The sequence below is a fragment of the Nonomuraea purpurea genome (genome assembly GCF_042650645.1).
GTDB classification, from domain to species: Bacteria; Actinomycetota; Actinomycetes; order Streptosporangiales; family Streptosporangiaceae; genus Nonomuraea; species Nonomuraea purpurea.
The window spans coordinates 267287-279521 of sequence record NZ_JBHSBI010000013.1; the positions used below are offsets into that span (position 1 = coordinate 267287).

11 protein-coding genes are annotated in these 12235 nt (G+C 69.7%); 8 read left to right on the forward strand and 3 right to left on the reverse strand.

The genetic code is table 11. From position 1 onward, the window contains the following. Nucleotides 1-32: 32 nt before the first annotated feature. From ACFOY2_RS26295 to ACFOY2_RS26315, 5 genes are read left to right on the forward strand one after another with little or no spacing between them, the layout of a single operon-like run. A complete protein-coding gene (locus ACFOY2_RS26295) occupies nt 33-959 on the forward strand; it encodes a DUF389 domain-containing protein (RefSeq protein ID WP_379530752.1) in 927 nt (308 codons plus the stop codon). Nucleotides 960-999: 40 nt separating this feature from the next. Beyond that, nucleotides 1000-1908, forward strand: a complete 909-nt coding sequence (locus ACFOY2_RS26300; protein ID WP_379530753.1) for an ABC transporter ATP-binding protein — start codon at nt 1000-1002, stop codon at nt 1906-1908. Next, complete coding sequence (locus ACFOY2_RS26305; protein ID WP_379530754.1) at nt 1901-2761, forward strand: ABC transporter permease; 861 nt, start codon at nt 1901-1903, stop codon at nt 2759-2761. Before ACFOY2_RS26300 ends, ACFOY2_RS26305 begins: the two co-directional genes overlap by 8 nt. Beyond that, on the forward strand, nt 2758-3672 hold the full coding sequence (locus ACFOY2_RS26310) for an ABC transporter ATP-binding protein (RefSeq protein ID WP_379530755.1): 915 nt from the start codon (nt 2758-2760) through the stop codon (nt 3670-3672). Before ACFOY2_RS26305 ends, ACFOY2_RS26310 begins: the two co-directional genes overlap by 4 nt. A 40-nt stretch (nt 3673-3712) precedes the next feature. After that, a complete protein-coding gene (locus ACFOY2_RS26315) occupies nt 3713-4429 on the forward strand; it encodes an ABC transporter permease subunit (protein ID WP_357830202.1) in 717 nt (238 codons plus the stop codon). 52 nt (nt 4430-4481) lie between these two features. On the opposite strand, the gene glmM is transcribed toward ACFOY2_RS26315, so the two are convergent. Genes glmM through rplM form a run of 3 tightly spaced genes read right to left on the reverse strand, consistent with a single transcriptional unit; the run spans nt 4482 to nt 6824 of the window. Next, nucleotides 4482-5831: a phosphoglucosamine mutase gene (glmM, locus tag ACFOY2_RS26320; protein WP_379530756.1), complete on the reverse strand. Its 1350-nt coding sequence runs from the start codon at nt 5829-5831 to the stop codon at nt 4482-4484. A 1-nt stretch (nt 5832) separates the two neighbouring features. After that, nucleotides 5833-6354: a 30S ribosomal protein S9 gene (gene rpsI / locus ACFOY2_RS26325; RefSeq protein ID WP_379530757.1), complete on the reverse strand. Its 522-nt coding sequence runs from the start codon at nt 6352-6354 to the stop codon at nt 5833-5835. A gap of 26 nt (nt 6355-6380) precedes the next feature. Continuing rightward, nucleotides 6381-6824: a 50S ribosomal protein L13 gene (gene rplM / locus ACFOY2_RS26330; protein ID WP_379530758.1), complete on the reverse strand. Its 444-nt coding sequence runs from the start codon at nt 6822-6824 to the stop codon at nt 6381-6383. A gap of 373 nt (nt 6825-7197) precedes the next feature. Here rplM and ACFOY2_RS26335 point away from each other — a divergent pair, with 373 nt between their 5' ends. The 3 genes from ACFOY2_RS26335 (at nt 7198) to ACFOY2_RS26345 (ending at nt 12171) form a co-directional block, all read left to right on the forward strand. After that, a complete protein-coding gene (locus ACFOY2_RS26335; protein WP_379530790.1) occupies nt 7198-7899 on the forward strand; it encodes a CAP domain-containing protein in 702 nt (233 codons plus the stop codon). 831 nt (nt 7900-8730) lie between these two features. Then, nucleotides 8731-9363, forward strand: coding sequence for a hypothetical protein (locus tag ACFOY2_RS26340; RefSeq protein WP_379530759.1), 633 nt, complete (start codon nt 8731-8733; stop codon nt 9361-9363). A gap of 843 nt (nt 9364-10206) precedes the next feature. After that, the gene (locus ACFOY2_RS26345) at nt 10207-12171 is read left to right on the forward strand and encodes a hypothetical protein (protein ID WP_379530760.1); all 1965 of its coding nucleotides are present in this window, start codon (nt 10207-10209) and stop codon (nt 12169-12171) included. The last annotated feature ends 64 nt before the right edge of the window (nt 12172-12235 follow it).

The window sequence follows — 12235 nt, forward strand, 5'->3', positions numbered from 1 at the left end:
AGGCTCAACATCCGATAGACAACAATGGCACCGTGTTACATCTGCGACTGATCAGCCCGACCGCGCGCACAGACGAGGCGACGGCGGTGTTGGAGGAATGCCCGGGCGTCACCAACATCGTCGTCCTGCCGGGCGCGGCCCGCGAGCCCAAGGGCGACCTCATCCTCTGCGACGCGGCTCGCGAGTCGGCCAACGAGGTGCTCGGCAAGCTCACCTGGTTGGAGGAGGAGGGCTCCATCGCCGTCGAGCGGGTCGACCTGTCGCTGTCCAGGGCCGCGGACGACGCGATCGAGGAGGCGCCGGGCGAGCCCGACGACGCGGTCGTCTGGGAGGAGCTGGAGCAGCGGGTGCGCGCCGAATCCCGCATCAGCTGGGCCTACCTCGTCTTCCTTGCCATAGCCACCCAGCTCGCCGGCATCGGCGTGCTGCTGAACTCCCCCATCCTGATCGTCGGCGCGATGGTGCTCGGGCCGGAGTTCGGCGCGATCGCGGCCATCTGCTTCGGGCTGCTGCACCGCAGGTGGCATCTGATCATCACCTCGTTCAAGACGCTGGTCATCGGGTTCGCGGTGGCCATCGCCGTCACGTTCGCGTGCGCGCTGGTCTCGCGCTGGCTCGGCTGGATCGACCTCGGCAACCTCACCAGGAACGCCGAGGTCCAGTTCATCGTCAAGCCCGACCGGTGGTCGTTCATCGTGGCGCTGCTGGCCGGGGCGGCCGGGGTGCTGTCGATCACGGCGGGCAAGTCGTCGGCCCTGGTCGGCGTCTTCATCTCGGTCACCACCGTGCCCGCGGCCGGCTACGTGGCCGTCGCGCTGGCATTGTCGGACTGGCCCGAGGTCGCGGGCTCGGTCTCGCAGCTCGCGGTGAACGTCGTCGGGATGATCATCGCGGGCACCGTGACACTGTTGGTCCAGCGAAAATTCTGGCCTCAAGTAGGACGTCGTTCATCCGTGTGAACGAGGCGACGGCCCATAAGCGGCGGGTAATGTCCCGCACATGCACATCCTCGCCACCGAGGGGCTGACCAAACGCTTCCCCACTGTCACCGCGGTCGACCAGCTCACGGTCACCGTGGGCCCAGGGGTGACCGGCCTGGTGGGGGCGAACGGCGCGGGCAAGTCGACGCTGATCAAGATCCTGCTCGGCCTGCTGCCGCCCAGCGGCGGCGCGGCCCGGGTGCTCGATCTCGACGTCACGTCGCAGGGAGCCGAGATCCGCAGGCTCGTCGGCTACATGCCCGAGCACGAATGCCTCCCGCCCGACGTCTCCGCCACCGAGTTAGTCGTCCACCTCGCACAGATGTCCGGACTGCCGCGCACCGCCGCACGCGAGCGCGCCGCCGACGTGCTGCGTCACGTGGGCCTGGCCGAAGAGCGCTACCGCGCCGTCGGCGGCTACTCCACCGGTATGAAGCAGCGGGTCAAACTGGCTCAGGCCCTCGTCCACGACCCGAAACTGATCTTCCTCGACGAACCGACCAACGGGCTCGACCCACGCGGCCGCGACGAGATGCTGACGCTGATCAGGCGCATCGGCACCGAGTTCGGCATCAGCATTCTCGTCACCTCACACCTGCTCGGCGAGCTCGAACGCATCTGCGACCACGTGATCGTCATCGACGCGGGGCGGCTGCTGCGCTCGTCGGCGATCGGCGAGTTCACCCAGGCGACCGAGACCGTCACGGTCGAGGTCGAAGAGGGCCTCGACCCGCTGGCCGCCCGGCTGACCGAGGTCGGCCAGACCGTCTCGCAGCAGGGCCGCCTGCTCGTGGTCAAGGTGGCCGGGCCCGAGACGTTCGACGCGATCCGCGACGCCGCCGTCGACCTGGACCTCTGCCTGATCCGCCTCGAACAGGGACGTCACCGTATCGAGGACGTCTTCAGGGAGGAGACGGCGAATGTCTGAGATCTACGACATCGGCTATCGCCACTACGAGGGCGCCAGGCTCGGCCGCGCCTACTCCACCAGGGCGCTGGCCGTCCACAGCCTGCGCGGCATCTTCGGCCTCGGGCGCACCGCGCGCAGCAAGATCATGCCGTTCTCCCTGGCCACCATCATGGTCCTGCCTGCCATCGTGAACATCGCGATGATGGCCCTGGCCAAAGAGCGCGGCATCCCCTACAGCGGCTTCGCGGTCGTCATGCAGGCCGTGGTGGCGATCTTCCTTGCCTCGCAGTCGCCCACCGTCGTGGCGCCCGACCTGCGCCATCGCGTGCTGCCGCTCTACCTGTCCCGTCCGGTCTCGATCGCCGAGTACGTCAGCGCCAAGGTCGCGGCGATGACCATCGCGGTGTTCCTGCTGGTCGCGGTGCCGCTCACGCTGATCTACATCGGCGAGCTGGTGGTCGACATGCCCGGCCCGCCGGCCACAGGCGAGTACGCGGGCGCGATGGCCATGGCTCTGGTGCTGGCGCTGCTGCTGTCGGCGTTCGGGCTGGCGCTGGCCTCGTTCACGCCGCGGCGCGGGCTGGGCGTGGCCTCGGTGATGGTGGTCTACCTGCTGTCGTCGGCGTCGGTCCCGCTGATCTACGCCTCGCTGACCACGTCGAACGACGAATCGGGAGCCGCCTGGGCCTGGTTGATCAACCCGTTCTGGCTGGTCGACTCCGTGCAGTCGTGGCTGTTCGGCACCCCGCCGCACGCCTTCGACAGCGGCGACTACCCCAACGGCCCGGCCTCGGCCCTGATCCTGGTCGTGCTGATCGGCGTGGGTCTGGTCGCTCTCGCGCTGCGCTACAGGAAGGCGGCCTCGCGGTGAAGATCGAGCTTTCCCAGGTCTCTCGCTGGTACGGCAACGTGGTGGCCGTCAACGACGTGACGATGACGATCGGCCCGGGGGTCACGGGCCTGCTCGGGCCCAACGGGGCGGGCAAGTCGACGCTCCTGCACATGATGGCCGGGTTCCTGGCGCCGTCGGGCGGTTCTGTCACGCTGGACGGGGATCAGGTGTGGAAGAACCACCACATTTACCGAAATATCGGTCTTGTCCCGGAACGTGAGGGTGTCTATGGCTTCCTCACCGGCTGGCAGTTCGTCCTGTCCGCCGCCCGCCTGCACGGCCTGTCCAATCCCGAGGAGGCCGCCCGCAAGGCGCTGGCCACAGTGGAGATGGAAGAGCCGAAAGACCGCCGCGTCGAGACGTACTCCAAGGGCATGCGCCAGCGCGTCAAGGTGGCCGCGGCGCTCGTCCACAACCCGCCGGTGCTGCTGCTCGACGAGCCGTTCAACGGCATGGACCCGCGCCAGCGCCTCCACCTGATGGACCTGATCCGCTCCATGGGCACCGCGGGCAAGACGATCCTGTTCAGCTCCCACATCCTGGAGGAGGTCGAACGGGTCGCCCAGCACATCGAGGTGCTGGTCGCGGGCCGGCACGCGGCGTCGGGCAACTTCCGCGAGATCAGGCGCCTGATGACCGACCGGCCCCACCTGTTCAAGATCCGCTCCTCGGACGACAGGAAGCTGGCCGCCGCCCTCGTCCGCGACGACTCGACCGGCGGCATCTCACTCCGTCCCGACGGGCTGGAGGTCCAGGCCACCGAGTTCCTCCGCTTCGCCAAGCTCCTGCCCAAGGTCGCCCAGGCCGAGGGCGTCCACCTGCACCAGGTCTCCCCGGCGGACGAGGACCTGGAGAGCGTCTTCTCCTACCTGATCAACAGGAGCTCCTGATGAACCCGCGACCCATCCCCTCGCCGAACGGAGGCAGGCCATGAACACCGTGGTGGCGGGGATCACCTACCGCGCTCTGCTCGGCCGGCGCCGGATCATCCTGCTGATTCTGCTGCCCGCGGCCCTGATCGGCCTGGCCGTGCTCCTCCTCCTGGTGGGCAGCGCCGACCAGCGCTCGGCCGTGATGCTGATGCAGAACTTCGCGATCAGCACGATGCTCCCCCTGCTCGGCCTGATCGCGGGAACGGGCGTCATCGCCCCCGAGATCGACGACGGCACCATCATCCACCTGATGTCCAAGCCGATCTCCCGCCCGCTCATCGCCCAGACGAAGTTCCTCGTGGCGGCCTCGCTGCTGGCGGTGTTCGCGGCCGTCCCGACGTACCTGGCGGCCTGGCTGCTGATCGGCAACGAGGACGGCATCGCCCTGGGCTTCGCCGTGGGCGTGCTGGTGGCCGGCATCGCCTACGCCGCCGTCTTCCTCCTGCTCGGCGTCGTCACCCGGCACGCGGTCACGATCGGCGTCATCTACGCGCTGGTCTGGGAGAGCCTCGTGGGCAACTTCATCCCCGGGGCCCGCAAGTTCTCGATCCAGCACTGGGGCCAGGCCGTCGCCGACCAGATCTCCGGCTCGGCGTTCTTCCAGTCGGACGTCACGCTGAGCTTCGCCATACCCGCCCTGATCGTGGTCACGGTCGGCGGTGTCTTCTGGGCCGGCCTGCGGCTGCGCGCCTTCTCCCTCACGGGCGACGAATAAATTCAACGCAGCGGGCACGGCACACGAATGGTGCCGTGCCCGCTGTCGTGATTCAGGCGGCGCAGGCCGTACGGACGACGTCGGCCAGGCGCCCCGCCACCTGAGTGGCGTGCTCCTCCGACGCGGCCTCGACCATCACCCGGATCATCGGCTCGGTCCCGCTCGGCCTGATCAGGACCCGCCCCGTCTCGCCCAGCTCCGCCTCGGCCTCGGCCACGGCGGCGGCCAGCTCGGGCACGGAAGCCTTGGCCTTGTCGACACCCTTGACGTTGATCAGGATCTGCGGCAGCGGCGTCATCACCGAGGCCAGCTCCTTCAGCGGCACGCCCGCCTTGGCCACCACGCCCAGCAGATGGAGCGAGGTGAGCAGGCCGTCGCCGGTGGTGGCGTGGTCGAGCATGATGACGTGGCCCGACTGCTCGCCGCCCAGGTTGTAGCCGTCGGACTTCATGCGTTCGAGCACGTAACGGTCGCCCACCGCGGTCTCCACCACGGTGATGCCCTCATCGCGCATCGCCAGCTTGAAGCCCAGGTTGGACATCACGGTCGCGACCACGGTGTCCTTGGACAGCAGGCCCTCTCGGCGCATCGCGGCGGCCAGGATGGCCATGATGTGGTCGCCGTCGACGACCGCGCCGGTGTGGTCGATCGCCAGGCAGCGGTCGGCGTCACCGTCGTAGGCCACACCCAGGTCGGCCCCCCGCGACACGACCACCTGCTGGAGCTTGTCCAGGTGGGTGGAGCCGTAGCCGGCGTTGATGTTCAGGCCGTCGGGCCTGGCGCCGATGGCCTCGACCCTGGCGCCCGCGCGCACCAGCGCCTCGGGGGCGACCGTGTGGGCGGCCCCATGAGCGCAGTCGACCACGATCGACAGGCCGTCAAGCGCGGCCGTCATCGTGGTCAGCACGTGGGAGATGTAGCGGTCGGCCTCACCGTACGCCTCACGCACCCGGCCCACGGCCGAGCCGACGGGAAAGCTCCACTGCTCGCCCAGCCGCCGCTCGATCTCGTCCTCGACCGCGTCGGACAGCTTGAAGCCGCCACGGGCCAGGAACTTGATGCCGTTGTCAGGAGCCGCGTTGTGCGAGGCCGACAACATGACGCCGAGGTCGGCGCCGAGCGCCGCGGTGAGGTGGGCGACGGCCGGGGTGGGCAGCACGCCGAGGCGCAACACGTCCACTCCAGACGCCGCAAGGCCGGCAACCACGGCGGCCTCGAGAAACTCTCCCGAGGCTCGCGGGTCCCGGCCCACGACCGCCACCGGACGGCGTCCGGTGGCGGTGAACGCGCCCGCATCGCCGAGGACGTGAGCGGCCGCGACCGAAAGGTCCATGGCCAGCTCGGCGGTGAGGTCGCGACCGGCGACCCCACGTACCCCGTCGGTGCCGAAGAGGCGCGCCAACTTAGCGCTTGCTGTACTGCGGAGCCTTGCGGGCCTTCTTGAGGCCGTACTTCTTCCGCTCCGTGGCGCGGGCGTCACGGGTGAGGAAGCCGGCCTTCTTCAGCGGCGGGCGGTTGACCTCGACGTCCAGGATCGCCAGGGCGCGGGACAGGCCCATGCGCAGCGCACCGGCCTGGCCGGTCACGCCGCCGCCGTCGATGCGCGCGATGACGTCGAACGCCTCCTCGGCGCCGAGCACCACGAAGGGCTCGTTGACGATCTGCTGGTGGACCTTGTTCGGGAAGTAGACGTCCAGCGAACGGCCGTTGATCGTCCACTTGCCGGTGCCGGGGACGATGCGCACGCGGGCGATCGCCTCCTTGCGGCGGCCGGTACCGTACGAGTTGCCCGTGGTGACGGGCTTGCGGACGGGCGCGTCGGCGCCGGCGGCGGACTCAGTGGTGTACTCGGACGGGAAGTCCTCGCCGGAGATTTCCTCCAGCTCGGGCTCGACGGCCGTCTCGACACCGGTGGGCTCAGCCACGGTTCTCCTCTAACTCTTTCGAACTACTACTGGGCGATCTGGGTGATCTGGAACGGCACCGGCTGCTGGGCCTGGTGCGGGTGCTCGGAACCCGCGTAGACCTTCAGCTTCTTGGCCATCTTCCGGCCGAGGGAGTTCTTCGGCAGCATGCCCTTGACTGCCTTCTCGACGGCCTTCTCCGGCCGCTTCTCCATGAGCTCGCCATAAGTGACGGAACGCAGACCGCCCGGGTAGCCCGAGTGGCGGTAGGCCTTCTTCTGCTCAAGCTTGTTGCCAGTGAGCGCGACCTTGTCAGCGTTGATGACGATGACGAAGTCACCGGTGTCAACGTGGTTGGCGAAGATCGGCTTGTGCTTGCCGCGGAGCAGGATCGCGACGTGGCTGGCCAGCCGGCCCAGCACGACATCGGTCGCGTCGATGACGTACCACTGACGCTGGACGTCGGCGGGCTTCGGTGAGTACGTGCGCACGGTCGTAGCCTTCTTTATGCTCGCGTCTTCGGCGCTGTCGGAAATGACAGCTACATTGGTCGGTCGGTGCGGGCACACGACGGCCCGGACCTTCCGTCTCCGCAAAATGGGAGATGACGCCGGACGCGCCGCGCATTGGTCTCGCTGGACCTGTGCACACAACAGACGACTACGTTACCCGCCGAAGGCGTGCAGGTCAAAAGACCGGTAACCCGCAGTGAGTCTACCCGACCGCAGAACGGTTCGGTTTCGTTTCCCTGGGACCTCTTCTTCCCCAGGACCAGACATCAATATCGTTGGCGGCGGTATGTGGCAGAACTCTCTCACCCGGCTCACCCAGCAGGGCGCTCGGCGCCGGAATCATCTGGGTTTGGTGGGCTGCCTCCTGGCGGTGCTCTTCACCGGCGTGCTGATCGGCCGGCTGACCAACGACACCCCTCCGACCCCCCGCGTCTTCCTCAGCGAGACCGGCCCGCCCACCACCGCCACCGCCACCGCCACCGCCAACCCCACGCCGACCCTCGACAAGAAGGCGGCGCCGCAGGCCGAGCGGATCCCCAGGGAGATCACCACCAGGACCACGCCGCGCCACCGCGCCACTCCCCGGCCCACCAGGACGTCCAAGGAGCTGATCCCCGGGTTCAACTCCCAGGACGACCCGATGATGCTCGCCGAACAGGAAGGCGTACGGGTGATCGCCGGCATGGCGTCCGAGGTCGTCACTCTCACCAACTCGGCCAGGTCCAGGCGGGGCTGCGGGCCGCTCCGGGTGGACGGCCGGCTCTCCAGCTCCGCGCGAACGCACTCGCTGGAGATGGCCCGCGCCGGGCAGCTCATGCACAACTCCCCCGACGGCACGTCCCCGTGGAAGCGGATGGAGCGGGCCGGATACCGCTTCGGCGCCGCCGAGAACATCGGCGCCGGCTACAGCACGCCGGAGGAGGCCGTACGCGGCTGGCTGGACCGTCCCAACCACCGCAAGAACATCCTGAACTGCCAACTGAAGGCCATCGGCGTCGGCGTCGCCGACGGACCCGGCGGACCATGGTGGACTCAGGACTTCGGAACCCAATGACGCTCATCACGGTAATGTCGCCGCATGGTTTCCAACGGCCATGAGGAACGTGAAGACGGCGCGGGCGGCGCGCCATACGGCATGGGAAGGGCGCCCCAAGGGCCCGGCTTCGGGATGGGGAACGCTCAGCAAGGGCCGGGCAACGCCCCCTACGGCATGGGCAATTTCGGACCCCCCAACAACCCGCCCCAGGGGCCTGGCGGCCCTCAAGGGCCCGACCTGTTCACCCCTCAGGGGCCGCAGGGCGGCGGCGGCCCCGGAGGATTCGGCCCCCCAGGACCAGGCCCCGGGCCAGGCCCATTCGGCCCCCCAGGACCGGGCGGTCCCGGACCGGGCGGCGGTCCTGGGCCAGGCGGTGGTCCAGGACCAGGCGGTCCTGGACCAGGCGGTGGCCCCGGGCCAGGTGGTCCCGGACCAGGCGGTGGCCCCGGGCCAGGTGGTCCCGGGCCAGGTGGTCCCGGACCGGGTGGTCCCGGACCGGGTGGTCCCGGACCGGGTCGTGGTCCCGGACCGGGTCGTGGTCCCGGACCGTTCGGTCCTCCGGGGCCGGGCGAGGGGCCGCCGGAAGGCGCTCCCGACGGCGGCCAGCAGCCGTCGAAGAGGGGCAAAACGTCCCGCCGCGGACGAAAGGGCCGCGCCGCCGAGCCCGCGAACACCGTCGAGACCTCCGGCAAGGACGACAAGCCCGGCAAGCCCGACGATGCGCAACGCAACCCGCAGAGCCGGGTCGGATGGAGCCCCTACGACGACGAGGGCCGCTCACGCACCCCGCTGTGGGTCGCGCTCGGCGGAGTCGCCGCGCTCGGCCTGCTCGGCACCGGCCTGGCGTTGATGTGGAACACCGAGAACCCCAGCATCACCGCGGCCGAGGCCTCCCGCAGAACCTCGGCACCGCTGCCGTCCGCCCCACCCGGCAAGTACGGCTTCGCCGCCGAACGCTCCACCGACCCCGACCCGATCACGGTCAAGGAGATCTTCGGCGCGAAGAAGAAGTTCAAGATCTCGGGTCGCGACTACGAGATGACGATCACCAGCAAGGACAAGAAGTGCAACGACGGCGCGCTGGGCGACTCGCTCCAGAAGGCGCTGAAGTCCGCCAAGTGCAACCAGTTCATCCGCGCCAGCTTCCGCGACAAGGCCGGCAAGGTGATCGGCACCGTCGGTGTGGCTAACCTCACGAGCAGCAAGAGCGCGAGCAAGGTCGCGAAGATCGGCAACGCGAAGAACTACGTGAAGCCGCTGGCAGGTAAGGACAGTGTCACCAAGCAGCTCGGCTCGGGCAGCGGCGGCACCAAGATCTGGACCCACGGCCACTACGCGATCATGGTCTGGTTCCAGAACAAGGACGGCGCCAAGCCCGACAAGAAGGGCTCTAAGCGCATCTACCAGGCCATTGACGACATCACCAAGGCCACGGTGTTCAAGGCCCTCGACAACCGCACACTGACCGGCACTCCCGGATAGCGAACCCGGTTTTCCCCGACCATAAGCCTCCAAACGGGATGCCGGATCCTTCTGGGAACGCCCATACCGACATAACGATCTCGCCGCTCTCGCTAGGCTCCCCCTATGCGTGGCCAGGAACCCGGGTCTGAGCACGATCGCGGGGAAGCCGAAGGCTCGTCGACCGCACCAGCGACGCCACCGCCGAGCTTCGGCCGGACCAAAGGGCGAGACGTCCCGTCGGCATTCCCTCCTTCCGAGGAGGTCGCCGACGCCGAGTCGCGACCCGTCGCCCCCGCATTCCCCGGATCGCCCGGGGCCGCGGGCGAGGCGACGCCGTGGGAGGTGTCGGACGACGACGCCGCCTACGACTGGTTCGCCGACCCAGATCAGGCGGGCGCGGCGAACACCGCCCCCGGAGGCATCACTCCCCCCGTCCTGACACACCCCCCAGGCCCCACCCTGGGACGAACCACCCCGCCCACCTTGGGACGAACCACCCCGACCTCCCCGGAAGGGACCATTCCCCCCTCCCTTGGCGGAACCACTCCACCCGCCCCAGGACACACCACTCCACCTTCTCCGGGACGGACCACTCCGTCCTCCCTGGGACGAACCGCTCCACCGAACGCCGACCCGCCACAGAACCTTCCGGCCGGCCCGCCCCAAGGCTTTTCACCGGACGCCACCCAGGCACGGACCGCCTTTCCAGAGGCCGGAACTGCTTCGCCGGGTACCGCCCCCGCATGGGCCGGCGGCCAGGACGACAACAGCACCCACCCAAGCAACCTCCGGATCAGCCAGAACCCCACCGATCCAGACGGCAGTGATCGGGCGGCAGGGGGCACGTCTGAGACCGGCCCGGTGTCCCACCAGAGCCCGCCCAAGAGCCACCAGCCCGGCCAGGACCCGTCCCAGGGCAGCCGCGGCGGCGCTCAAGTCAAACACCCCTGGGACACCCAGAAGGACCAGTTCGCCCCATGGCCGACGAACCCGGTGGTCCCCGGCGCGCCGCCGTGGGAGCCGCCACCGGCGTTCACTGCCGCCGCAGCGGGCATGCAGGTGTGGCCGGGATCCACCGACTCACCCGCCCTTCCGCCATGGCCGGCCGCCACGGGCGAGTTGGTGGCCGAACCCGACGAGCCTGACGCGACCACGTTCTTCGACGCGAACGCCACCAAGCCGGAGGGCCTCCCAAGCCCGGCTCACTACTTCGACCCTGAAGCCGCCAAACAGGACGCCGCCCGCCAAGCGGACGCCCTGCGCCAGAACTCCCCCGAGCCGAACGCCACCAACCCCAGCCTCCCCCGCCCAGGCACCCCCCACCCGGGCACCCCCACGCCGGACGCCACCCACCCGGGCGCTCCTCCCCACGACGCACCCCATCCGGCTGGCCTCCACCCCGGCGCCCCTCAACAACCCGATGCCGCTCACCCCGGCGGCCTCCACCCGGGCGACTCTCAGACGGACGCGCCCCGCCCCGGCGACCTCCACCCAGGGGCCCCTCACCCCGACGCCACCCACCCAGGCGACATTCACCCCGGCCTAGGGCACCCCGGTAACCCCCAGTCCGGCACAGCACACCCGAGCGCCCCTCACCCCGACGCCACCCACCCAGGCGACATTCGCCCCGGCATCGGACACCCCGGCAACTCCGGGTCCGGCACGGCGCACTCCGGCGGCACGGGCACCGCGCACCCGACCGGGCCCCAGCCCGACGCGACTCACCCAGGCGCCCCTCAAGCAGCCACGAATCAGCCAGGCGCGTCCCAGCCAGGCGGCAAGCGTCCAGGCGGAGGGCCGAACAGCGGCCCGCAACCCCTTGCGGCGCCCGTCCCACCACCCCAAACCGCAGAAGAGGGCCCCCACTACTTCGACCCCCACCCCTCCAACCCGTCCTCCCATCCAGCGGAGCCAGGCGACATCGCCGTCTGGCCCCCCATCCCACCCACAGGTGACAAGCTGCCCGACCTCCCGTTCTCCAGGGAAACCTGGGGCCACAAGCCGACAACCTCCCTGGAACTCCCCCAGGGCCCCGGCTCGGCCTTCCCCCCTGGAGCGTTCAAACAGCCCCCGTTCCAGACCCCGCCGCCACCCCCGGCCCCGCCGGGCAAGAGCAAGCGGGCGCTACTGGTGACGCTGGGCGCGCTGGCCCTCGCAGGCGTGGCCACCGGCGGTTTCTTCGCGTTCCAGGCCGTGAGCAACCCCGCCCCCACCACGGCCGCCGCCCGCGCCACCACGTCGGCGAAACCCACCACGAACCCGCCCGACACCCCGCCCCCCGACGTCAGCGGCTCGTCCATGCTCAACTCGGAGCAGACCGACCCGCAGAAGTTGTCGCTGTCAGAGGCGTTCCCGAAGAAGAAGGTGAGCGTGGCGGGCACGACGTTCACCCGGGTCAAGGCCGACATGGAGACAAGCTGCGACAAGGCCGCCATGGGGGCGTTCGCGGACGCGCTGAAAGCGCAGAAGTGCACGCGGGTGCTCAGAGCCACCTACGTCGACAGCAAGCGCCGCTACGCCGTCACCACCGGCATCGCCGTCCTGCCGACCAAGGACGCCGCGACCACCGCCGACCAGGCCAAGAGCCTCTCGCGCAATGTCTGGTTCCGCGGCCTTCCCAGCGCGGCGGGCTCGGGCGGCGAGCGCGTGGACATCGCGGGCGGCTACGCGGCCGGCCTGGTCTGGGGCCGCTACATCGTCTTCAGCTACGCCACCCACTCCGACGGTCACACGCCTGACTCAGAGGAGAAGGCGTTGCCCAAGGTCAGCGGCGCGTTCCGAGACCAGACCGCACTCGTACTCGAACGCCGCATCACCAAGGACTGAGGCCCCACGCCCATCACAGCGTCCGCGCCCTTCGGCCGCTGTGATGGACCCCACAAGCGCACGC

Coding starts and splice junctions, on each gene's coding strand:
- ACFOY2_RS26300 (WP_379530753.1), top strand. CDS start 1,000: ATGCACATCCTCGCCACCGAGGGGCTGACCAAACGCTTCCCCACTGTC.
- ACFOY2_RS26305 (WP_379530754.1), top strand. CDS start 1,901: ATGTCTGAGATCTACGACATCGGCTATCGCCACTACGAGGGCGCCAGG.
- ACFOY2_RS26315 (WP_357830202.1), top strand. CDS start 3,713: ATGAACACCGTGGTGGCGGGGATCACCTACCGCGCTCTGCTCGGCCGG.
- ACFOY2_RS26340 (WP_379530759.1), top strand. CDS start 8,731: ATGTGGAACACCGAGAACCCCAGCATCACCGCGGCCGAGGCCTCCCGC.